The sequence below is a fragment of the Amycolatopsis sp. M39 genome (assembly GCF_001651785.1).
Lineage (GTDB): Bacteria > Actinomycetota > Actinomycetes > Mycobacteriales > Pseudonocardiaceae > Amycolatopsis > Amycolatopsis rubida.
In genome coordinates this window covers 73,098-93,905 of record NZ_LWSF01000029.1, presented here as the reverse complement: position 1 = coordinate 93,905, position 20,808 = coordinate 73,098, and the positions used below count along the sequence as shown (strand labels likewise).

Annotated in this window: 23 protein-coding genes; 11 read left to right on the top strand and 12 right to left on the bottom strand. The window is 69.0% G+C overall.

Translation table 11 applies throughout. The features are described 5' to 3' along the window. The first annotated feature begins 24 nt into the window (after positions 1 to 24). Complete coding sequence (locus A4R44_RS38585) at positions 25 to 474, top strand: universal stress protein (protein ID WP_067592351.1); 450 nt, start codon at positions 25 to 27, stop codon at positions 472 to 474. 4 nt (positions 475 to 478) lie between these two features. Continuing rightward, a complete protein-coding gene (locus A4R44_RS38580; RefSeq protein WP_067592350.1) occupies positions 479 to 1,588 on the top strand; it encodes an adenylate/guanylate cyclase domain-containing protein in 1,110 nt (369 codons plus the stop codon). 184 nt (positions 1,589 to 1,772) lie between these two features. Here the strand turns inward: A4R44_RS38580 and paaE are convergent, their stop codons facing one another. The 6 genes from paaE to paaZ are packed head-to-tail and all read right to left on the bottom strand — an operon-like array spanning position 1,773 to position 7,524. Next, positions 1,773 to 2,849, bottom strand: coding sequence for a 1,2-phenylacetyl-CoA epoxidase subunit PaaE (gene paaE, locus A4R44_RS38575; protein ID WP_067592348.1), 1,077 nt, complete (start codon positions 2,847 to 2,849; stop codon positions 1,773 to 1,775). Then, positions 2,850 to 3,365: a 1,2-phenylacetyl-CoA epoxidase subunit PaaD gene (gene paaD / locus A4R44_RS38570; RefSeq protein WP_067592403.1), complete on the bottom strand. Its 516-nt coding sequence runs from the start codon at positions 3,363 to 3,365 to the stop codon at positions 2,850 to 2,852. A gap of 47 nt (positions 3,366 to 3,412) precedes the next feature. Further along, complete coding sequence (gene paaC, locus A4R44_RS38565; protein WP_067592346.1) at positions 3,413 to 4,270, bottom strand: 1,2-phenylacetyl-CoA epoxidase subunit PaaC; 858 nt, start codon at positions 4,268 to 4,270, stop codon at positions 3,413 to 3,415. 13 nt (positions 4,271 to 4,283) lie between these two features. Further along, a complete protein-coding gene (paaB, locus tag A4R44_RS38560) occupies positions 4,284 to 4,568 on the bottom strand; it encodes a 1,2-phenylacetyl-CoA epoxidase subunit PaaB (protein WP_009073848.1) in 285 nt (94 codons plus the stop codon). Then, complete coding sequence (gene paaA, locus A4R44_RS38555; RefSeq protein ID WP_067592340.1) at positions 4,565 to 5,500, bottom strand: 1,2-phenylacetyl-CoA epoxidase subunit PaaA; 936 nt, start codon at positions 5,498 to 5,500, stop codon at positions 4,565 to 4,567. Before paaA ends, paaB begins: the two co-directional genes overlap by 4 nt. Continuing rightward, a complete protein-coding gene (gene paaZ / locus A4R44_RS38550; protein ID WP_067592333.1) occupies positions 5,497 to 7,524 on the bottom strand; it encodes a phenylacetic acid degradation bifunctional protein PaaZ in 2,028 nt (675 codons plus the stop codon). Before paaZ ends, paaA begins: the two co-directional genes overlap by 4 nt. 200 nt (positions 7,525 to 7,724) lie before the next feature. Between paaZ and paaI the strand changes: the two genes are divergently transcribed. The 3 genes from paaI to A4R44_RS38535 are packed head-to-tail and all read left to right on the top strand — an operon-like array spanning position 7,725 to position 9,993. Beyond that, complete coding sequence (paaI, locus tag A4R44_RS38545) at positions 7,725 to 8,120, top strand: hydroxyphenylacetyl-CoA thioesterase PaaI (RefSeq protein ID WP_067592400.1); 396 nt, start codon at positions 7,725 to 7,727, stop codon at positions 8,118 to 8,120. Continuing rightward, positions 8,117 to 9,406: a phenylacetate--CoA ligase PaaK gene (paaK, locus tag A4R44_RS38540; RefSeq protein ID WP_198545618.1), complete on the top strand. Its 1,290-nt coding sequence runs from the start codon at positions 8,117 to 8,119 to the stop codon at positions 9,404 to 9,406. The genes paaI and paaK overlap by 4 nt, the downstream gene beginning before the upstream one ends. Then, complete coding sequence (locus A4R44_RS38535) at positions 9,403 to 9,993, top strand: TetR/AcrR family transcriptional regulator (protein ID WP_067592331.1); 591 nt, start codon at positions 9,403 to 9,405, stop codon at positions 9,991 to 9,993. Before paaK ends, A4R44_RS38535 begins: the two co-directional genes overlap by 4 nt. Positions 9,994 to 9,997: 4 nt before the next feature. On the opposite strand, the gene A4R44_RS38530 is transcribed toward A4R44_RS38535, so the two are convergent. Continuing rightward, positions 9,998 to 10,822, bottom strand: a complete 825-nt coding sequence (locus A4R44_RS38530; RefSeq protein WP_198545617.1) for a saccharopine dehydrogenase NADP-binding domain-containing protein — start codon at positions 10,820 to 10,822, stop codon at positions 9,998 to 10,000. A 242-nt stretch (positions 10,823 to 11,064) separates the two neighbouring features. Here A4R44_RS38530 and A4R44_RS52840 point away from each other — a divergent pair, with 242 nt between their 5' ends. Together A4R44_RS52840 and A4R44_RS52835 are read left to right on the top strand one after the other, a co-directional pair. After that, positions 11,065 to 11,469 carry a hypothetical protein gene (locus tag A4R44_RS52840; protein ID WP_338080387.1) on the top strand — a complete coding sequence of 135 codons (405 nt, stop codon included), beginning with the start codon at positions 11,065 to 11,067 and terminating at the stop codon, positions 11,467 to 11,469. After that, positions 11,430 to 11,996 carry a helix-turn-helix domain-containing protein gene (locus A4R44_RS52835; RefSeq protein ID WP_338080388.1) on the top strand — a complete coding sequence of 189 codons (567 nt, stop codon included), beginning with the start codon at positions 11,430 to 11,432 and terminating at the stop codon, positions 11,994 to 11,996. Before A4R44_RS52840 ends, A4R44_RS52835 begins: the two co-directional genes overlap by 40 nt. Here the strand turns inward: A4R44_RS52835 and A4R44_RS38520 are convergent. Then, a complete protein-coding gene (locus A4R44_RS38520; RefSeq protein ID WP_067592329.1) occupies positions 11,993 to 13,027 on the bottom strand; it encodes an Lrp/AsnC family transcriptional regulator in 1,035 nt (344 codons plus the stop codon). The two genes, A4R44_RS52835 and A4R44_RS38520, sit on opposite strands and share 4 nt — an antisense overlap. 118 nt (positions 13,028 to 13,145) lie before the next feature. Between A4R44_RS38520 and A4R44_RS38515 the strand changes: the two genes are divergently transcribed. Both A4R44_RS38515 and A4R44_RS38510 read left to right on the top strand, forming a co-directional pair. Continuing rightward, a complete protein-coding gene (locus tag A4R44_RS38515) occupies positions 13,146 to 14,372 on the top strand; it encodes a M20 family metallopeptidase (protein WP_067592327.1) in 1,227 nt (408 codons plus the stop codon). Next, entirely contained in the window at positions 14,369 to 15,670 is a 1,302-nt protein-coding gene (locus tag A4R44_RS38510) for an MFS transporter (protein WP_067592325.1), read from the top strand. The genes A4R44_RS38515 and A4R44_RS38510 overlap by 4 nt, the downstream gene beginning before the upstream one ends. A gap of 14 nt (positions 15,671 to 15,684) precedes the next feature. Here A4R44_RS38510 and A4R44_RS38505 read toward each other — a convergent pair whose 3' ends face one another. Then, complete coding sequence (locus A4R44_RS38505; RefSeq protein WP_067592323.1) at positions 15,685 to 15,975, bottom strand: hypothetical protein; 291 nt, start codon at positions 15,973 to 15,975, stop codon at positions 15,685 to 15,687. Between the two features lie 163 nt (positions 15,976 to 16,138). On the opposite strand from A4R44_RS38505, the gene A4R44_RS38500 reads away from it, so the two are divergent. Continuing rightward, positions 16,139 to 16,753: a TetR/AcrR family transcriptional regulator gene (locus A4R44_RS38500; RefSeq protein WP_067592312.1), complete on the top strand. Its 615-nt coding sequence runs from the start codon at positions 16,139 to 16,141 to the stop codon at positions 16,751 to 16,753. Here A4R44_RS38500 and A4R44_RS38495 read toward each other — a convergent pair. From A4R44_RS38495 to A4R44_RS38485, 3 genes are all read right to left on the bottom strand, one after another. Further along, a complete protein-coding gene (locus A4R44_RS38495; RefSeq protein WP_202506571.1) occupies positions 16,711 to 17,895 on the bottom strand; it encodes an MFS transporter in 1,185 nt (394 codons plus the stop codon). The genes A4R44_RS38500 and A4R44_RS38495 overlap by 43 nt on opposite strands. Positions 17,896 to 17,963: 68 nt before the next feature. After that, on the bottom strand, positions 17,964 to 18,563 hold the full coding sequence (locus tag A4R44_RS38490) for a TetR/AcrR family transcriptional regulator (protein ID WP_067592306.1): 600 nt from the start codon (positions 18,561 to 18,563) through the stop codon (positions 17,964 to 17,966). Positions 18,564 to 18,605: 42 nt separating this feature from the next. Then, entirely contained in the window at positions 18,606 to 19,622 is a 1,017-nt protein-coding gene (locus tag A4R44_RS38485) for an AraC family transcriptional regulator (protein ID WP_067592304.1), read from the bottom strand. An 80-nt stretch (positions 19,623 to 19,702) separates the two neighbouring features. Between A4R44_RS38485 and A4R44_RS38480 the strand changes: the two genes are divergently transcribed. Then, positions 19,703 to 20,797, top strand: coding sequence for a winged helix DNA-binding domain-containing protein (locus tag A4R44_RS38480; protein ID WP_067592302.1), 1,095 nt, complete (start codon positions 19,703 to 19,705; stop codon positions 20,795 to 20,797). Positions 20,798 to 20,808: the final 11 nt, after the last annotated feature.

The window sequence follows — 20,808 nt, the reverse complement described above, 5'->3', positions numbered from 1 at the left end:
GACCGATTCGCCGGGAGGTTGTGGATGGCTGTCTATCGGACTGTGGTGGTGGGCACGGACGGGTCCGACTCGTCCTTCGCCGCGGTGGACAAGGCCGCCGGGGTGGCTGCCGACGCGGGGGCGACGCTCGTCGTCGTCTGCGCGTACCACCCGGCCAGCCGCCAAGACGTGGAACGCGCGCAGGACGAACTGGGCGACGAGGCCTACCAGGTAGTCGGGTCCGCGCCCGCCGAGGACTCGCTGCAGTCCGCGCGGGACCGTGCGACGAAGGCCGGGGCCAAGAACATCGAGACGGTCGCGCTGGAGGGTCAGCCGGTCGACACGCTGCGCAAGGTCGTGAAGGACCGCGAGGCCGATCTTCTGGTGGTCGGCAACCGCGGGCTCAACACCCTGACCGGGCGGATCCTGGGCTCGGTGCCGTCGGAGGTGGCCCGGAAGTCGGGCGTCGACGTGCTGATCGTGCACACCACCTGAGGCCGTGGCCGATTCTTCCCGGGACCTGCAGCAGCGGCTGGAACGCGCCCTGCTGGGCGGACCCCGCCGCTACACCCGGCTCGAAGTGGCGAAACGGGCCGGAGTACCCGAAGAACGCTCGCGCCGGCTGTGGCGGGCGCTGGGTTTCGCCACCGTCGAAGACGACGAGATGGTGTTCACCGACGCGGACGTCGAAGCCATGCGCATCGCCGACGGTCTGGTGAGTTCCGGGCTCGTCGCGCCCGGCATGGAAGTCGCGGTGACCCGTGCCCTCGGCCAGCATCTGTCCCGGCTGGCCGAGTGGCAGGTCCACATGCTGTGGCGGCTGATCACCGAAAACCCGGAACTGGCCCGCAGCGACCGCCAGGTCACCCGCCTGGTCGAGCGCCTGCTCCCCGAACTGGAGCGAGTACAGAACTACGTCTGGCGCCGCCACCTGGCCGCGTTCGCCGGCCGCGCCTTCGCCAGCCCCGACGAGGACCTGGAAACGCGCGCCCTGGTAGTCGGCTTCGTGGACATGGTCGGCTACACGCGCTTCACGAGAGAAGCCGACGAAGAAGAACTGACCCAAGTCCTGGACGGCTTCGAATCCCTGGCCACTGAAGTCATCGCGGAACACCACGGCCGAGTAGTAAAGATGATCGGCGACGAAGTCCTCTTCGTCACCGACACTCCCGCCGACGGCGCGGAAATCGCCCTGACGCTAGCCGAACGCACCGGCGAGGACGGCGGCCTCCCCGCAGTCCGAGCCGGAATGGCCACCGGCCGGGTCCTGTCCCGCTTCGGCGACGTCTACGGCTCCGTAGTGAACCTAGCCGCACGGCTCACGTCAGCCGCTCGCCCCGGGACCGTGCTGGTCGACCGAGAACTGGCCGGGGAACTGGAATCCTTGCCACAGTTCGATCTCCGCACCCGCCGCCCCATCGCAGTGCGCGGCTACAACCGCCTCCGCCCCTCCGCACTACGGAGGGCGAAGGACAAACCCACCGGCCGCTTCGCGTCGTCCCAGCAACTGGCCGCGGAAATGCTGGGCCTGGGCGACCCCGCCCCGCCCGAAACCCCCGTACCAGACGACTTCCCCGCCGGCCCACGCAAACGCCGCCGACGCCGCTGACCGTCCGTGAGGGGAACCCGCGCCGACTCTGATTCCCTCAGGGTTCCCCGCACGACCCTCCACCGGCCGGGAGGGGCCTCACGTACTTGGATTCCCTCAGGGAGCCCTTCACAACCCGCCCGCCGTCGAGGCACCCAGCCGCACCAGCGCACCGCGCAACCACCCCGCCTGCGAACCGCACCCCTCAAGCATCAAAATCCACAGTAACCCGCTCAGAAACCGGATGCGACTGGCACGTCAGCACAAACCCAGCATCCACTTCAGCCTTCTCCAGCGCGAAATTCCGCCGCATGTCCACGGCCCCCTCGGTCACCCGCGCCCGGCAGGTACCGCACACCCCGCCCTTGCAGGCAAACGGCAAATCCGGCCGAAACCGCTGCGCCCCGTCCAAGACCGAAGATTCCCGGGGCAGATTCATCGTCGTAGACCGACCGTCCAGCACCAACGTCACCTCGGACGAAGCCCCGGCGACAGCGGGGTCGGCATGCTTGACCGGCTCCGGCGGCACATCGTCCACATAGAACAGTTCCTGATGAATCCGCTCCCCGGGAACTCCCAGCGAACCAAGAAGATCCTGCGCCGAAGTCACCATCCCGAACGGCCCGCACAGCCAGAAATGGTCAACATCCTCGACCGGCACGATCGACGCGAACAGCGCACGCAGCTTGTCCGCATCCAGCCGTCCGGTGAACAACTCAGCCTCACGAGGCTCCCGGGACAGCACATGCACGAGTTCCAGCCGCGCCGGATACCGGTCTTTCAAATCAGCCAGCTCGTCAGCGAACATCACCGTGTCAGTACGCCGATTCCCATACAGCACCGTCACCGAAGCATCCGGCGTGGCAAGCAACGAGGCCGCGATCGACAACACCGGGGTAATCCCGGACCCGGCGGCGATCAGCACGTGGTGGCCGCCGGCGGCAAGGTCCGGAGTAAACGAACCCGTGGGCGCGGATACCTCAACTGTATCCCCCGCACGAACCTCATTGACCAGCCACGAGGAGAACACTCCGTCCGGCACCAACCGCACCCCGACCCGAGGCCGCTCCCCCGCCGGAGCGCAAATGGAGTACGACCGCCGCTCGTCCCGCCCCTCCACCATCCGCCGCAGGGTGAGCGATTGACCGGGCGCGAAGGCGTAGGTTTCGGACAACTCCTCAGGCACGTCGAAGGTGACGGCCACAGCGTCGTCGCAGAGCCGCTCGACCTCAGCCACCCGCAACGGATGGAACCCGGCACGGCGGGAAACGGTGGCAGTCACTCAAATCTCCTTGACGTGTTCGAACGGCTCCCAGCAAGCCCGGCACCGCCGCAACGCTTTGCACGCGGTCGCACTGAACCGGGACTGCTCCTCCGTATCCAAGGACCCGCAATGCGGGCAAGCCACCCGCCGCACAGAAGGTCCCAGCGTCAGCGGAATCGGCCCGGCAGCCCGCCGCGGCGCGGACCCCGGCGGCGCGATCCCGGCCTCCGCCAACTTCCGCCGCCCGTCCGCGCTGATCCAATCCGAGGTCCAAGCCGGTTCCAGCACAGTGCGGATGTCGATCTCGACATATCCCGCGCCGCGCAACGCGTGTTCGAGATCGTCGCGCATGGTGTCCATCGCCGGGCAACCGGAATAGGTCGGCGTAATAGAAACGGTAACTCGACCGTCCTCTTCGGACACTTCGCGCAGCACACCCAGATCCGCGAGCGTCAGCATCGGCAGCTCCGGATCCGTGACCGTGGAAGCCACCGCGGCCGCGGTGCTGGCCGCCGCCTCCGAGGGAAAGAACACGTCGGCGGTACTGGACGCCGCCTCCGGGGGAAAGAACACGTCGGCGCTCACCACGACGCTCCAGGCATCGCCCGAGCCACACTCTGCATCTCGGCCAGCAGGAACCCCATCTGCTCGGTATGCACGCCGTCGCGCCCCATCCGGCCGGAAACCCCGGCAATGGCCCCGATCTCCGGCCGGTCCATCGTTGCCGCCGCGAACGCCTGATCCAGGACAGCGTCGAACTCCGGCCGCACCGAAGCCGCATCCACCAGCTCGACCGGATGCGTCGAGAACAACTCCTCGACATACGGCCACACCGCGGCCAGCCCCTCGGCCATCCGCTCGTGCGACAGCGGCGTCCCGTCACCCAGCCGCACCAGCCACTGCGCGGCATAATCCCGGTGATAGGCCAGTTCCTTCACGCCCTTGGCCGCGATAGCCGCCAGCACCGGGTCCGCACTGGACTCCAGCCGCTGGAACAACGCGAGCCGCCACGTCGAGAACACGAACAGCTGCGCGATCAGGTGCCCGAAGTGCCCGCCGCCCAGCTCAGCCAGCCGAACGTTGCGGAACTCGTTCTCGGCGCGCAGAAACGCGAACGTGTCCTCAGAACGGTCCGTACCGTCAGCCTTGCCCGAACGAGCGAGCAGCAACCGCGCCTGGCCGAGCAGATCGAGGCCGATGTTCGCGATCGCGACCTCGTCCTCCAGCTCCGGCGCGCCCGCGACCCACTCCTGCAACCGGTGCGAGAAGATCAACGCGTCATCGCCCAGCATCAAGCAATACGCGGCGAGCCGCGCACCGTCCACTCCGGACGGGACCGAAGTGTCCACACCGGACAAAGGATCGGCGAACCCGGTGCCGAAGGCCCACCGCGCGTCGTTGTCCTCGGTGATGGCTTCGTAGACGTTGTCAAAGGACACAGCAAGACATCCCTTACATGTGGGGAACGTTGTCGGGAATGTCGTAGAACGTCGGGTGCCGGTACACCTTGTCCCCGCTTGGCGCGAAGAACGGGTCCTTCTCGTCCGGCGACGACGCGGTGATGTCCGAGGCGCGAACGACCCAGATCGACACCCCCTCGTTGCGGCGCGTGTAGAGATCGCGCGCGTGGTGCAGCGCCATCTCGTCGTCCGCTGCGTGCAGCGAACCCACGTGGACGTGGTTCAGTCCCCGTTTCCCTCGGACGAAGACCTCGTACAGCGGCCAGTCGTGCTTCATGCCGAAACCTCTTTCTTGGCCGCGTGCGCCGCCGCGGCTTCCCGGACCCAGGCGCCTTCGTCGTGCGCGCGACGCCGGTGTGCGATCCGCTCCGCGTTGCACGGGCCGTTGCCCTTGAGCACGTTCTTGAACTCGTCCCAGTCGACCGCACCGAAGTCGTAGTGCTCGCGCGAGGCGTTCCACTTCAGCTCCGGGTCCGGGAAGGTCACGCCGAGCGCCTCGGCCTGCGGGACGGACATGTCGACAAAACGCTGCCGCAGCTCGTCGTTGGTGTGCCGCTTGATCTTCCACGCCATCGACTGCGCGGTGTTCGGCGAATCCGCGTCCGGCGGGCCGAACATCATCAGCGACGGCCACCACCAGCGGTTCACCGCCTCCTGCACCATGTCCCGCTGCTGCTGGGTGCCCTTCATCATGGTCATCAGCAGCTCGTAGCCCTGCCGCTGGTGGAAGGACTCCTCCTTGCAGATCCGGATCATCGCCCGCGCGTAGGGCCCGTACGACGACCGGCACAGCGGCACCTGGTTGCAGATCGCCGCGCCGTCCACCAGCCAGCCGATCACGCCGACGTCGGCGAAGGTCAGCGTCGGGTAGTTGAAGATCGACGAGTACTTCTGCCTGCCGGTGATGAGCTTGTCGGTGAGGTCCGCGCGGTCCGCGCCGAGCGTCGCCGCCGCGGAGTACAGGTACAGCCCGTGCCCCGCCTCGTCCTGCACCTTCGCGAGCAGAATCGCCTTGCGCCGCAAGGAAGGCGCGCGCGTGATCCAGTTGCCCTCCGGCTGCATGCCGATGATCTCCGAATGCGCGTGCTGCGCGATCTGGCGGATCATCGTCTTGCGGTAGCCCTCGGGAATCCAGTCGCGCGGTTCGATGCGCTGGTCCCGTTCGATGGTGTGCTCGAACTGGGTCTCCAGATCGGCTACAGCGGTCACGGCCGCTCCTTCGAGACGAGGGTGAGCACGTCGTACTTCGCGACCGAGTCGCCGTCGGAGTTGGTGACGTCGGCGTCCCAGCGGACTTCGCCGTACTCCTGGTCGATCCGCGGCGTGATCTGCTTGGCGGTCAAGGTGACCGTCAGCGCGTCGCCGACCTTCACCGGCGTCAGGAACCGCAGGTTCTCCAGGCCGTAGTTGGCCAGCACCGGACCCGGCTCGGGCGAGACGAACAGGCCCGCCGCGAACGAGACGACCAGGTAGCCGTGCGCCACGATGCCGCCGAACAGCGGGTTCGCCGCGGCCGCCGCCTCGTCGGTGTGCGCGTAGAAAGTGTCGCCGGTGAACTCGGCGAAGTGGTCGATGTCGGCGCGAGTGACGGTGCGCGGGCCTGCCACCACGGTGTCGCCGATGCTCAGCTCTGCCAGCGACTTCCGGAACGGGTGCTCGCCTTCGACGCGCGGACCGCCCTCGACCCACCGGCCGGTGACAGCGCCGAGCACCTTCGGGCTGCCCTGCACGGCCGTGCGCTGCATGTGGTGCAGCACGCCGCGGATACCACCCATTTCCTCGCCGCCGCCCGCGCGGCCGGGGCCGCCGTGCACCAGCTGCGGCATCGGCGAACCGTGCCCGGTTGATTCCTTCGCGTCTTCGCTGTCGAGCACGAGCAGACGGCCGTGGTACGGCGCGACGCCCAGCACGATCTCGCGGGCGAACACCGGGTCACCGGTCACGACCGACCCGGCCAGGCTGCCGCCGCCCCGTGCCGCGAACTCGATGACCTGCTTGACCGACGTGTACGGCATCAGCGTGGACACCGGGCCGAACGCCTCGACCTCGTGCGGTTCGGCGCGCTCCGGGTCGGCCTTGAGCAGGATCGGCGAGATGAACGCGCCGGTCGCCTCGTCGCCGTCCACGACGTCGACGTGCTCCGGGTCGCCGAAGACGACGCTGCCCGCGTCGAGCAGGGCCTTCAGCGAACGACGCACCTCTTCACGCTGTTCCAGGCTGGCCAGCGCACCCATCCGGACGCCTTCAGCGTTCGGATTGCCCACCGTCACCTTGGCGAGCCGGGCGCTGACCGCCTCCGCGACGTCGTCCAGCATCTCCGCCGGGACGAACGCGCGGCGGATGGCGGTGCACTTCTGGCCCGCCTTCACCGTCATCTCGGTAGTCAGCTGCTTGACGAAAAGGTCGAACTCCGGCGTCGACGGCCGGGCGTCCGGAGCGAGAATCGAGCAGTTCAGCGAGTCGGCCTCGGCGTTGAACCGCACCGAATTCCGCACGATCGCCGGGTGCGCGCGCAGCTTCTGCGCGGTGGACGCGGAACCGGTGAACGACACCAGGTCCTGCGCGGTGACGTGGTCGAGCAGGTCGCCGACGCTGCCCGCGACGAACTGCACTGTGCCCTCGGGCAGGATGCCGGATTCGACGATCAGCTCCACGAGCCGCGCGGTCAGGTACGCGGTCTGGCTGGCCGGCTTGATCAGGCTCGGCACCCCGGCGAGGAACGCGGGCGCGAGCTTCTCCAGCGGACCCCACACCGGGAAGTTGAAGGCGTTGATCTGGATCGCGACGCCCTGCAGCGGGGTCGCGATGTGCTGTGCGACGAACGTGCCGCCGCGGCTCAGCGGCTCGACCGCGCCTTCGACGTACACGGTGTCGTTCGGCAGTTCGCGCTTGCCCTTCGAGCCGTAGCTGAACAGGACGCCGATGCCGCCGTCGATGTCGAACTTGGAGTCGCCCAGCGTCGCGCCCGTACGGGCCGACAGCTCGTACAGCTCTTCGCGGTGCTCGCGCAGGTGCGAGGCGAGCGATTTCAGCAGCGCGGCTCGCTGATGGAACGTCAGCTTCCGCAGCGCCGGGCCGCCGACGCTGCGCCCGTACTCGAGCGCGGCGGCGAAGTCGATCCCCTCCGACGAAATCCGGGCCACTTCCTCCCCGGTCGCCGCGTCGTGCAGCGGGGCGCCCTCGCCCGGCGCCGTGTGCCATCCCCCGGAGACGTAGCTGCGGAGCAGAACCATGCCGACCCTCTCGCCGAATTACCAACCGGACGTTCAGTAATTCGCAGGATAGCCGGTCTCCCGGCTGATCGGAACCCCCGCATTGCTTGACACCGAACGGGTCGCGGCCTTTACTGGGCTCCAGCCGGGATTACCGGCCAATCGGTCAGTAAGTCACCGTCCCGGAGGCCTAGCTCGTGACCCGCAACGCCGCGCACGCCATGTTCGACACCGACGCGGCGTCCCGCTCCCTCGGCATCGAACTCGTCGAAGCGGCCGACGGCAGGGCGGTGGCCACGATGAAGGTCACCGAGACGATGGTCAACGGACACGACATCGCCCACGGCGGTTACGTGTTCCTGCTCGCCGACACCGCTTTCGCCCTCGCCTGCAACACGCACGGGCCGGTCACCGTCGCCGCGGGCGCGGAGATCTCGTTCGTCGCCGCCGGGAAACTGGGCGATCACCTCGTCGCGACGGCCGCCGAGCGCACCCGCTACGGCCGCAACGGCATCTACGACGTCACGGTGCACCGGGAGACCCCCGAAGGGCCCGAGGTCGTCGCCGAATTCCGCGGCCGCAGCCGCGTCATCGAGAAGACCCGGGAAACACAGTGACTCCCCTGACCGCAGACCTCGCCGAAACCGTCAGCGCCGACGAGCTGGCCGCGCTCCAGCTGGAACGGCTGCAGTGGACCCTGCGGCACGCGTATGAGAACGTCCCGCTGTACCGCAAGAAGTTCGCCGAAGCGGGCGTGCATCCCGACGACTGCCGCGAGCTGGGCGACCTGGCGAAGTTCCCCTTCACCACCAAGGCCGACCTGCGCGAGAGCTACCCGTTCGGGATGTTCGCCGTGCCGCAGGACCAGATCCGCAGGCTGCACGCGTCCAGCGGCACCACCGGGAAGCCGACCGTCGTCGGCTACACCGAGGACGACATCGACACCTGGGCCACCGTGATGGCGCGCTCGATCCACGCCGCGGGCGGGCGGCCGGGGCACAAGGTACATGTCGCGTACGGATACGGCCTGTTCACTGGCGGGCTCGGCGCGCACTACGGTGCGGAAAAGCTCGGCTGCACGGTGATTCCGGCGTCCGGCGGGATGACCGCCCGGCAGGTCCAGCTGATCACGGACTTCAAGCCGGAAGTCATCATGATCACGCCCTCGTATCTGCTGACGCTGCTCGACGAATTCGAGCGCCAGGGCGTGGATCCGCGGGCCAGTTCGCTGAAGGTGGGCATTTTCGGCGCGGAGCCGTGGACCGAGCAGATGCGGTCCGAGATCGAGGAACGGTTCGCGCTGGACGCGGTCGACATCTACGGCCTGTCCGAGGTGATGGGCCCGGGCGTCGCGCAGGAATGCGTGGAGACCAAGGACGGCCTGCACATCTGGGAGGACCACTTCTTCCCCGAGGTGATCGACCCGTTCACCGAACAGGTGCTGCCCGAGGGCGAACGCGGCGAACTGCTGTTCACGTCGCTGACCAAGCAGGCGCTGCCGATCATCCGCTACCGCACCCGCGACCTGACCCGCCTGCTGCCCGGCACCGCGCGTCCCGCGTTCCGCCGGATGGAGAAGGTGACCGGCCGCAGCGACGACCTCATCATTCTGCGCGGGGTCAACGTCTTCCCCACGCAGATCGAGGAAGTCGTGCTGCGCACCGAGGGATTGAGCCCGCACTTCCAGCTGGTCCGCTCGACCCGCGGCCGCCTGGACCATCTGACGGTGCGCGTCGAAGCCCGCGCCGGCACGACCGCCGAAGCCAGGACCGCCGCCGCCGCTGTGGTGACTGCCGGAGTGAAGGACGGCGTCGGCGTAAGCGTTTCGGTGGAGGTCGTCGACCCGGACACGCTGGAGCGCTCGCTCGGTAAAATGCGCCGCGTGCTGGACGAACGCTCGTGACTGCCCCCGCCCGCCGCGGCCGGCCCGGCTACGACCTGGAGTCGCTGCTCCTGGTCGCGGTCAAGCTGTTCAACGACCGCGGCTACGACGGGACCAGCATGGAGGACCTGTCGCGCAAGCTCGGCATCACGAAATCCGCGATCTACCACCACGTGCCGAGCAAGGAGGAACTGCTGCGGCTGGCGGTGGACCGGGCGCTGGACGGGCTGTTCGAGGTCGCGGAGTCCACCGAGGCACTGGACGGGCGCGCCATTGACCGCTTGGAGCACCTGGTGCGCGGGAGTGTGCTGGTGCTCGCGGATCGGTTGCCGTTCGTGACGTTGCTGCTGCGGGTGCGGGGCAATACGAAGGCCGAGCGGGCGGCGTTGGCGCGGCGGCGCGAGTTCGATCATCTGGTGACGGATCTGGTCAAGCAGGCCGAAGCCGAAGGGGATGTCCGGCCGGATATCGACCCGGCGATCGCGGCGCGGCTGTTGTTCGGCACGGTGAACTCGCTGATCGAGTGGTACCGGCCGCGCCGGGGGGCGTCTCCGGGGGAACTGGCGGACGCGGTGTGCAAGATGGCGTTCGACGGGTTGCGCGCCTAGCGGCTCAGTGCCAGACAGCTTTGAAATCGGCGTCCGGTAGCGCCGTCAGAAAGCCGGCGGCGAACGCCTCGCCTGGTGCCAGCGCGCCCGAACCGCGGTACCGGCCGTCGAGAAGCCGGACCGTGGCCTCGACCAGGATCGGTGCGGTCGTGGCGTAGATGTCGCGCCCGGTCGCGGTGGCGCGGCGAGTCTGCGTGCCGGACCCGACGGTGACTTCGACGGCGAAGCGTCGTGCCGAGCGTCCGTGCTCGTCGTGGGCTTGCGGGGCCGGGGTGTCCGGGTCGTGGAGGTCGTCGAGCGGGGCGGTGTTCAGCCAGGAACGCAGGGTTCCCACCGCGAGATGCCGGTCGATGGTGACCACCTCGGAGAACGGCAGCTCCACAGTGGACTGTGCGCCGATCGGCTCCGGGAAGTCCCAGGTGCCGGTCGCTGCCGGATCAGCGATCGGGGCGAGGACGCCGTCGCGGATCACCAGCCGGGTCGCGGTGTTGCGGGCGCCGGTGACCCGGGTTCCCTCCGTGGGCCACCACCGGTCCAGTCCGATGGCGATCTCGACCTCGGCGGCGGACTTCTCGGGACCGAGCATGGCGGTGAGAAGCAAATCGGCCAGTCCGCCGTAGAACGCCATGGCGGGCACTACGGCTGTCCCCGCCGAGCGGGCGGGTGCGTCGAGTTCGCGATAGAGCTGCTGGACGGCTGGCTGCTCCGCGGTGACGTCCAGGTAGTGAGTGCCGGTCTCGACCGCCGCCGTCGCGAGCGGGAGCGCGGTGTCCAGGAACGGGCCAGCGCAGTTGAGCACCACCGCGACGTCGTTCAGCAGCGCCCGCAACCCTGCGTCGTCGTCGATGCTCGCCGGTCCAGATCCGCGAACTGCGCGAGCCGCGAGAGACTGCGCCCCGCGACGACCGGTTGAAGACCGCGTCGCAGCAACTCGCCGATCACGAACTTTCCGGTGTGACCGCTGGCTCCGTAGACCAGGACCCGCTGAGAATCTGTCCTGCCCTCGATTCTGGACACTCCCGCACCCCACTGGTGAGTGTCTGAAAGGACGAGTTGCGTACAGTATCGGACATGCCTCGATTGGTGCTCGTCCTCCACGAGCACGCGATGCTGTACGAGGTCGCGATCGCGGCGGAAGTCTTCGGCGTCGACCGTTCGGCCCTCTCCCCCACCGGCGCCTGGTACGACGTCGTCGTGGCCTGCCCCGAACGGTCGCCGCGGCACTGGCTGCCGCATCTGCCCGCGATCGGCGTCTCGGAGATCGGCGAGGCCGCCGCTGACCTGATCGTGGTCCCCTCCACGGATTCCCCCGGCGAGGAGGTCGATCCGGCGCTCGCGGCCGCTCTCCGGGACGCGCACGCGAGCGGGGTCCGGATCGCTCGTTCGTCCTCGCCGAGGCGGGCCTGCTGGATGACCGGATCGCGACCACCCGCTGGATGCACGCCGACGACCTGGCCCGCCGCTATCCGCGCGTGAAAGTACGCGCCGACGTGCTCTACGCCGACGAGGGCGACATCCTCACCTCGGCGGGCAAAACGGCCGCCCTCGACCTGTGCCTGCACCTGGTGCGCCGAGACCTGGGCGCGGCGGTCGCCAACGACCTAGGGCGCAGGCTGGTCGTCCCGCCGCATCGACACGGCGGCCAGGCGCAATTCGTGTCCCCGCCGCCTTCTCCGGACGGTTCTGGCCTAGCCCGTACCGCGGAGTGGGTGCGGGTCCGGCTGGAGCAACCGCTCACGGTCGCCGGCCTCGCGCGCCGCGCGGGCCTCAGCTCCCGGCAGCTCGCCCGCCGGATGCGCGCCGAATTCGGTTCCGCGCCGCTGAACTGGCTGCATCAGCAACGCCTCGCCCGCGCGCGGGAACTGCTCGAACGCACCGATTCCTCGATCGATCAGATCTCCGCCAGCTGCGGAATGGGCAGCGCCGCCACCCTCCGCCGCCACTTCCGCGACGCACTCGGCGTCTCCCCGTCCGAATACCGCGCGACGTTCCGGCTGACCTAGGACGTTTCCTCCCGGGCCGGAGCGGGCATCGTCACCACGAACCCCGTGCTGCGCCCCACATCGTCCAGCAGCCACCCCATCCGCTTGACCGTCCGCAGGATCAGCGCCGAATCCACCACCGACAGCGGCGCCAGGTCCTGTTCCAGATGTTCCTGCATCCGCATCGATTCCTCGATCGACCGCGTCCACGTGGTCACCAGAAGATTCGCCGGCCCCGGCAGACTCGCCATCTGCCGCACAGCCGGGTTGGCCCGCAACCGGTCCACGCACGTCGACACGTGCGCCACCGGCACCTGGCACCACCAGTTCACGACAACCGGCGACGGCGTCAGCCCCTGCGCGATCTCGCAGCGGAACGTCAACGCGTCGGCATTCAGCAGGCGCCCGAGCTGGCGGCGCACGGTCGACACCGGACGCCCGGTGATCCGCGCCAGGTCCGCGGCACTGTGGCGGCCGTCCTCGCCCAGCGCACTAGTCAGCGGGGCGTAAGGCTCTTCCCACGGCTGCAGTGTGGCCATCCGCCCGCCGCCGATGGCCGGTAGTTGCGACAGTGCCTGCACGCGCCGCCGATCCAAGGCGCCCACTCGCCACGAACTGCCTTCGACATGCAGCCGCGAAGCCAGGTGCGAGCGCGTGTTGAGCACGCCGGGCAGGCTGGGGATCGCGTCCAGCAGCAAGGCGGACAGGTCACGCAGGCCGAGGCCGAAAACGGTCAGTACCAGGCTGTATTCCCGCGAAGCCTCCTCGATGCTGGCCACCGAAGACCACGTCGACAGCTCTCGGATCAGCTCGCGCACCTGGCCGCTCGCGCAGCGGATTTCCACGTACGCGGCCTGCACCTGATACAGCCCGGGCACGTGCGGATAGGCCGTCACCCACGCCGCTCCCCCGTCGCGCAGCCGCTCCCAGCGCCGCGCCAGCGTCACCGGGGAGGAGTCGAGCGCCGCGGCCAGTTGCGTCCAGGTGGCGCGGGGACGCAGTTGCAGTGCGTGGATGAGCGAAAAGTCTTCCTCCTCCAGTGACTCGATCATTATTTCTTCTCCAGATAACGGATTCGCGAGCGATTCCGACAACTCTAACGCGATATCAGGCGCGAGTTCGCACACTCGACCACCAAGACGCCGTTCCCGACGAAGAGGAGCCGAACCGGTGGACCTCCACGAAGACGCCCGCAGCCAGCAGGACGACCTGGCGCAGCTGCGCCGCGAACTGCACCGCGAGCCTGAGATCGGCCTCGACCTGCCGCGCACCCAGGAACGGGTCCTGCGCGAACTCGACGGGCTCGGGCTGGAGATCTCCACCGGAACCGACACGACGTCCGTGACCGCGGTACTCCGCGGCGAAGGAGCCGCCCGCGATTCGGCTCAACCGCGCACGGTTCTGCTGCGCGCCGACATGGACGCGCTCCCGGTCCAGGAAGCGACTGGGCTCGATTTCGCCGCTGCCAACGGCGCGATGCACGCGTGTGGCCACGATTTGCACACCACGTCACTGGTCGGCGCGGCTCGGCTGCTGCACACGCACCGCGATCGGATCAACGGCGACGTCGTCCTGATGTTCCAGCCCGGCGAAGAAGGATGGGACGGCGCTGGCGTGATGCTGAAGGAAGGCGTGCTCGACGCCGCCGGCCAACGCGTTGACACCGCGTACGGGCTTCACGTTTTCTCGTCGATGCTGCCCAGCGGTCAGTTCGCGAGCCGCCCCGGGACGCTGATGTCGGCCTCGCACAAGCTGCTCGTGACCGTGCACGGCGAAGGCGGCCACGGGTCGATGCCGCACCGCGCGAAGGACCCGATCTCCGCTGCCGCGGCGATGATCACCGCGCTGCAGACGATGATCACGCGCCGCCTGGACATCTTCGACCCGGCGGTGCTCACCGTCGGTGTCATCCGCGGCGGCACGAAGCGCAATGTCATCCCCGCGACCGCCGAGTTCGAAGCCACCGTCCGCTGCTTCTCCGACGACACCGCCGCCCTGCTCGACACCACCATCCGCGAGACGATCGACGGCGCCGCGCGGGCGAACGGCGTCACCGCGGACGTCGTGTTCGAGAACGAATATCCAGTGACCGTAACGGATGCCGACGAGACGGCGTTTGGTGCCGAGGTCGTCCGAGAGACGATCGGCGAGCAGTACTACACCGACCTGCCCAACCCAGTCGCCGGTTCGGAGGACTTCTCGCGTGTCCTCGCCGCGGTGCCCGGCACATTCCTCGGCCTCGGCGCGCTGATGCCGGGCCTCGAACCGCACACCGCGCCCAACAATCACAGCCCGTACGCCGATTTCGACCCGTCCGTGCTGTCGCGCGCCGCCACCGTCTACGCCGAACTCGCCGTCCGCCGTCTCGACCGATTCGCCGAAGGAGCACTGCGATGACTTCTGTGGCCCCAGACCGTCGCCGTACCCTGTTCGGGCTCGGTGCCGGCAACGCGATGGAATGGTTCGACTGGAACGTCTACGCCACGTTCGCGTCGTTCTTCGCCGCGCAGTTCTTCAACGCCGACAGCGCGGTTTCGGCTCTGCTGAGCACGCTCGCGGTGTTCGCGGTCGGCTTCGCCGCGCGGCCGATCGGCGGCTGGCTGTTCGGCTGGATCGCCGACCGCAAGGGCCGTCAGCTCGCGATGGCGCTGACCGTCGCGATCGCCGCCGCGGGCAGCCTGGTCATCGGCCTTTCCCCGACGTACGGCCAAATCGGCGTGTGGGCGTCGGTGATCCTGGTGGTCGCGCGACTGGCCCAGGGCCTCGCGCACGGCGGCGAACTGCCGTCCGCGCAGACCTACATCGCCGAGGTCGCCCCGCCGGCCCGCCGCGGACTGTGGTCGAGCCTCATCTACTTCTCCGGCACCTGCGGCGTGCTCGTGGGCACCCTGCTCGGCGCGGTCCTCTCCGGCGTGCTGACCCACGAGCAGATGCTCTCCTTCGGCTGGCGGATCCCGTTCATCCTCGGCGGCGTCTTCGGGATCTACTCGCTCTACGTGCGGCTCCGCATGCGCGAGACCGAGGTGTTCCAGGCGGCGAAGAAGAACGCGGCGAAGGAAAAGGGCCAGATCTGGCACACGATCAAGCAGAACCCGAAACTGCTCGCACAGGTCGTCGGGCTGACTGTCGGCGCGACGGTCATCTACTACATGTGGGCCGTCGCCGCGCCGTCGTACGCGATCACCGTGCGCGGTGTCGACCCGACCGGCGCGCTGTGGGCGGGCGTGTTCGCGAACGTGGTCTTCCTGATCGCCCTGCCGTTGTGGGGAATCCTGTCCGACCGCATCGGCCGCAAGCCGGTGTTGTTCATCGCGATCGCCGGCCTGCTCCTGCTGAGCTTCCCGCTGAACGCGATGGTCGGGCGCGAGCCGTGGCAGCTGTTCGTGGCGATGTCGACCGCGCTGCTGTTCATGGCCGGGTTCTCCGCCATCGGCCCGGCGGTCTACGCGGAGATCTTCCCGACCCGCATCCGCGCGGTCGGCGTCGGAGTGCCGTACTCGATCGCGGTCGCGGCGTTCGGCGGCACGGCGCCGTACTTGCAGACCCTGTTCGCCGGGAACGGGCATCCGTCGCTGTTCGTCATCTACGGGATCGTGCTGATGGTGATCAGCGCGCTGGTCGTGTTCACGCTGCCGGAGACGCGGGGCGTGGACCTGCGGGAGAAGGCTGTTCGCAAACCATCCATAGTGGACTGAACCGCTGGCGCGGCTCAGCTGTCGGGCCGAGTCTCGCCGAGCTGCCACCACAGCGCCGCGCGCAGCCGTTCGATGAGCGTCTCGTCGTCCTCCTCGCTCGGGTCCGCTCCCAGCGGGACCCAGCGTTCCTCCACCAGTTCGCCGTCGTCGTAGCTGCTGATCAGTATCCCCGGATACGACACCGTCAGCTCGTCCTCCGGGCAGCCGGTCGCGCACGGCCGGTCGTCCATCCGCACATGCCGGTGGTGCAGCCGCACCCCGACCCATCGGCCGGACGGCCGCGGCTGCTGGTCCGTGCCGTCCATCGCCCGCTCCCGCTCGCCCCAGGTCCCCCGGCTGAAGGTCGCGGCCGGGGCGGCCGGAGTTACCGGCGGGTTGTTCCGGTTGGGTAACGGCATCCGGTGACGGCACCGCCGCGCGTTTGGCACCGTGTTGACAACGACCTCGCCCGGCGGCGAGGCTGGCCCGGTGAGCAGCGGACCCCGGCGGCGGCTGGACCCCGCGCAGCGCCGGGCCGAGATCCTCGCCGCTGCCCGGCGGTGCTTCGGCGCGGGCAGCTACTCCTCGGTGTCCACTTCGGACATCGCGGCCGCCGCCGGCGTCGCCCGGCCGCTGATCAACCACTATTTCGGCGGCAAACGCGAGCTGTATCTCGAAGTGGTGCGGCAGATGACGATCGTGCCCGCCCCGGTCGTCGACGCGCTGCCGGACGGCCCGCCCCGGCTGCGCCTGGAGGTCGGCATCGACCGGTGGATCGACGTCGTGGAACGCAACCGCGACGCCTGGCTCACCGTGATCGACGCGGCGCACGACCCGGAGGTCGAGCGGATCATGCGCGAGGCGGACGAGATCGCCGCCGACCGCGTGCTCGCCGCCGCCCAATTGCCCGGGAACGGGCATCCGCAGCTGCGGGCGATGATCCGCGCTTACGGCGGGATGGTGCGCGCCGCGTCCCGGGAATGGCTGGTCCGCGGCACGCTGGAGCGGGCCGAACTGCGCGCGTTCCTGGTGGAATCGCTGGTGCAGCTGCTGGAAACCACCTATCCGGCGGTGCTGGCGCAGCAGACCTCCACCGCCGGCTGAGCAGCGCGCCGGCCGAACGCGGGCAGGATGGTCACGACCGCGGCCACGGCCATCGCGGCGCCGAGAACGATGGGCGCGCGCAGGCCGTACGGCTCGATCAGGCAGGCCCCGGCGAACGAGCCGATCATGACCCCGAGCGTGATGAACGACGAGTGCACCGTGTTGACCAGCGGACTGGTGTTCCCGGCCCGCTGCACCCGCACGGCCATCGCGGGGTTCATCGTCACGCCGGCCAGCCCGATCGCGAGCATGAACGCCAGCGCGGCCGCGGGCAGGTCGGTGAACAACGCGAATCCGGTGAGGAACACCGCGTTCAGGAGCGTGCCGGCCACGAGTGCCGGCACGGTGTGCCGGTCAGCGAGCCGGCCGACGATGCTGTTGCCGACCACCGTGGCCGCGCCGTAACCGAGCAGCAGCACCGGGACCGTGTCCGGCGAGAACCCGCTGACCTCGGTCAGGATCGGGGTGAAGAAGCTGAACGCGGAAAAGGTCGCGCCGATGATCAGTGTGCTGGAGACGAGCGCGAGAAGCAGCTTCGGACGGCGGAAAACGCTGAAGTCCGCTTTCCGGCGCTCGGCCTGTCCGGGGTCGCGGACCTGGAACTGGGTCAGCAGCGCGGCGAGCACGGTCAGCAGGGTGATCGTCCAGAACGCCGCCCGCCAGCCGTAATGTCCGCCCGCGAAGGTCGCCAGCGGCAGCCCGAGCAGGGTGCCGAGCATCAAGCCGTTCATCGCGACGCCGATCGCCCGGCCGCGCACGCGTTCGTCGACCAGCTGCCCGCACAGGGAAATCGCGATGCCGAAGAACGCTTGCGACGCGACGCCGCTGATCACCCGGGCGACGACCAGCACCGAGTACGTCGTCGCGAGCGCGGCCAGCACGTTGCCGGCCAGGAACACCGCGAAGACGACCATCAGCGCGGCTTTCGGCCGGATGCGCAGCAACGCCAGCGTCAGCACCGGGCCGCCGACCGCCATCGCGACGGCGAACACCGTGATGAGGTAACCGATCCGCGCGACGTCGACGCCGAGTCCGGCGGCGAGCTGCGGCATCAGCCCGGCGACCGCGAACTCGCTGGTGACCATGGCGAAGATGCCAGCGGCCAGTACATAGACCGCGGACGGCACTCGGGGCGAGGACATGGGAGACCCTTTCGTGTAACGATCGTTTCAAAACTTAGCCGACGTTAAGCAGGGAGGAGCGGGGATGGTTACGGACGAAGCGCCCGGGTGGATGCCTGGACGATGTCGGCCAGCCGAGCCAGCGGCGCGCCGCCCTGTGCGGAGATCCGCAGCCCGGCGACGCTGGCGTTCACATACGCGGCCAGTCCCTCCGCGGGAACCTCGGCGGTGACTTCGCCAGCCGCTTGACCTGCCCGCAACAGGTCGGTCAGCAGGCGCAGCCGAGCATCGGTATCGCGGGCGACCTGCTCCAGGAACGCCGCGTTCTCGGTGTCGCCAGCCAGCTCGGCAACGGAATTGACGGCGAGACATCCGCTCGGCGCACCGGTGCTCGACCGCTCGGCTTCCTCAAGGACCACCTTCGTCAGGTAAGCCTCGATTCGCGCCACCGCGTCACCCTTCTTCGCCATCACCTCGGCCGCAGCCTGCGCTGTCGTGTCGAGATAGCGGGCGAGGCATTCCGCGAACAGCGCGCCTTTGCTGCCGAAGGTGTTGTACAGGCTGCTGCGGCCGAGACCGGTTGCCTGGCACAGTTCTTCGGCACTGGTCGCGTGGAAGCCCCGCCGCCAGAACAGCTCAGTGGCCGCGGTGAGCACTTGCTCGCGAGCAAAGGTACGCGGTCGAGCCATGCGGGCAGCTTACGGCATTGTGTAACGCATTGTCCATAACTGCTAGCGATTGCGCCGGGCGTACGCGGCGGGAGTCGTACCAGTCCAGCGTTTGAAGGCGTAGATGAAGCTCGACGCTTCGGCATAGCCCAGGCGCAGGGCGACGTCGTCGACGGACAGCACACCGGTGTCGAGCATTTCTTCCGCGAGCGTCTGGCGGACTTCGTCCAGCAGCTGCCGGTAGCCGGTGCCCGCCTCGGTCAACCGCCGTCGCAGGGTTCGCGTGCTGAGGGTGAGCTGGCGGGCGATCTCGGCCATCCCGGCGTCCGCGCCGCCGAGCCGCACCAGTCGTTCCCGCACCAGCTGCGGGACTCCCGAACGCCTGCGGCGGCGGGCGACGAGGGCGTCGCATTGCGCGGCGCACAAGGCGACGGTTTGCTCGTTGGCCTGCGGCAACGGAAGGTCCAGCAGCTCCGGATCGAGGGTGGCCCGGTGCTCGGCCGCGCCGAAAACCGGGGCGAGGCCGAAAGCCGTCCGGTAAGCGTCCGCAAAGGACGACGACGGGAAGCGGAACTCCAGGCTTTCCCAGGAGATCTCCGGCAGCAGGTCGCGCATCACGGTGCAGATCGCCGACAGGTCGCGCAGCGCGAGGAACCGGGCGACGTCGTCCGGCACCCGCGAATCGTCCAGCACCAGGCGGAGTCCGGCGGAGTCCAGCTCGACGTGCGGAACGCAGAAGGTGAAGGACAAATCCAGGTAGCGCAAGGCGAACACCATCGCGTCGCGCATCGTCGGACTGCTGATGCAGGCGAAACCGAAGATGCCGAACGTCGTCACGCGGTACCGGCAGCCGAGGCTGAGCGCGACGTCGTCACCGGAGCCGACCGTCGAGAGCAATGCCCGCACGACAGCCAGCTCCTGCCGCGCGTCGAGCTGCCGGTCCGGCGCGCGCAGTTCCTCGACCGGCACCCCGGGCAGCGAAACGCCGCGTTCCTCGGCGAATCGGTGCATCAGCAGCACACTCGCCGTGCCGCGCGGGTAGTCCCAGTCGCGGATGGCGGGTACGGCTAGCTCGGCCATGGCCGGAATTATGGATCAACCGGCCGCCCGCGTGCCGTTCGAGGGCCAAAACTGTCCGGGTTGCTCGTTAAGCTCCCGCCGTGCGCCTTTCCCGCCGCGTCCTCAACCGCGCGACCCTCGACCGGCAACTGCTCCTCAAGCCCGCCAAGATGCCGGTTCTCGACGCCGTCACCCATCTCGCCGGGCTGCAAGCGCAAGCGCCGTTCCCGCCGTACTACGCGCTGTGGTGCCGGCTGCGGGGTTTCCGGCCGGACGATCTCGCGAGCCTGCTGCTCGACCGCAGCGTGGTGCGGATGGTGCTGATGCGCGGCACGGTGCACCTCGTCCCCGCCGCCGACGCGCTCGCGTGGCGTCCGCTGGTGCAGATCGTCATGGACCGCGCCCTCACGGCGGCCAACCAGCATCGGGAGCCGCTGGCCAAACTCGACCACGACGCCGTGGCGAGGACGACCGGCGAACTGCTGCGCGAACGGCCGTATTCGAGCGATCAGCTCGGCAAAGCGCTGGTCGAGCACTATCCGGAGACGCCGGCCGGGTCGCTGATGTTCCTGGTCCGCGCCATCCTGCCGCTCGTCCAGATCCCGCCGCGCGGCGTGTGGGGCAAGGCCGGGCAGCCGATTTATCAGGTCGCGGACCACTGGCTCGACGGCGTCCCCGCGCCGAAGCCGTCGGCGGCCGAACTGGTCCGCCGCTATCTCGCCGCGTTCGGCCCGGCGACGGTGGCCGACGTGCAGGCCTGGGCGGGCGTCACGAAGCTCGGCGAGGTGATCGAGGGAATGGACCTGCGCACGTACCTCGACCCCGAAGGCCGCACGCTCTACGACCTGCCGGACGCCACGCTGCCCGGCGAGGACACGCCCGCGCCGACGAAGCTGCTCGGTCCGTTCGACCAGACGCTGCTGGCCTACGCCGAACGCACGCGGATGATCAGCGACGAGCACCGCAAACGCGTGATCACCATCAACGGCCTGGTCAAAGGCACCCTGCTGGTCGACGGCCGGGTCCGCGGAATCTGGGAGACCACGACCACCCGCGAGTCGGCGACGCTGGTCCTCACGCCGTTCGAACGGCTCGCGAAACGCGACACCGCCGCGCTGGAGAGCGCCGGGCGGAAGCTGCTCGCGTGGGCCGAGCCCGGCAAGACACACGAGGTCGTGAGTGGCGATCCCGGTTAGAACCGCGATCG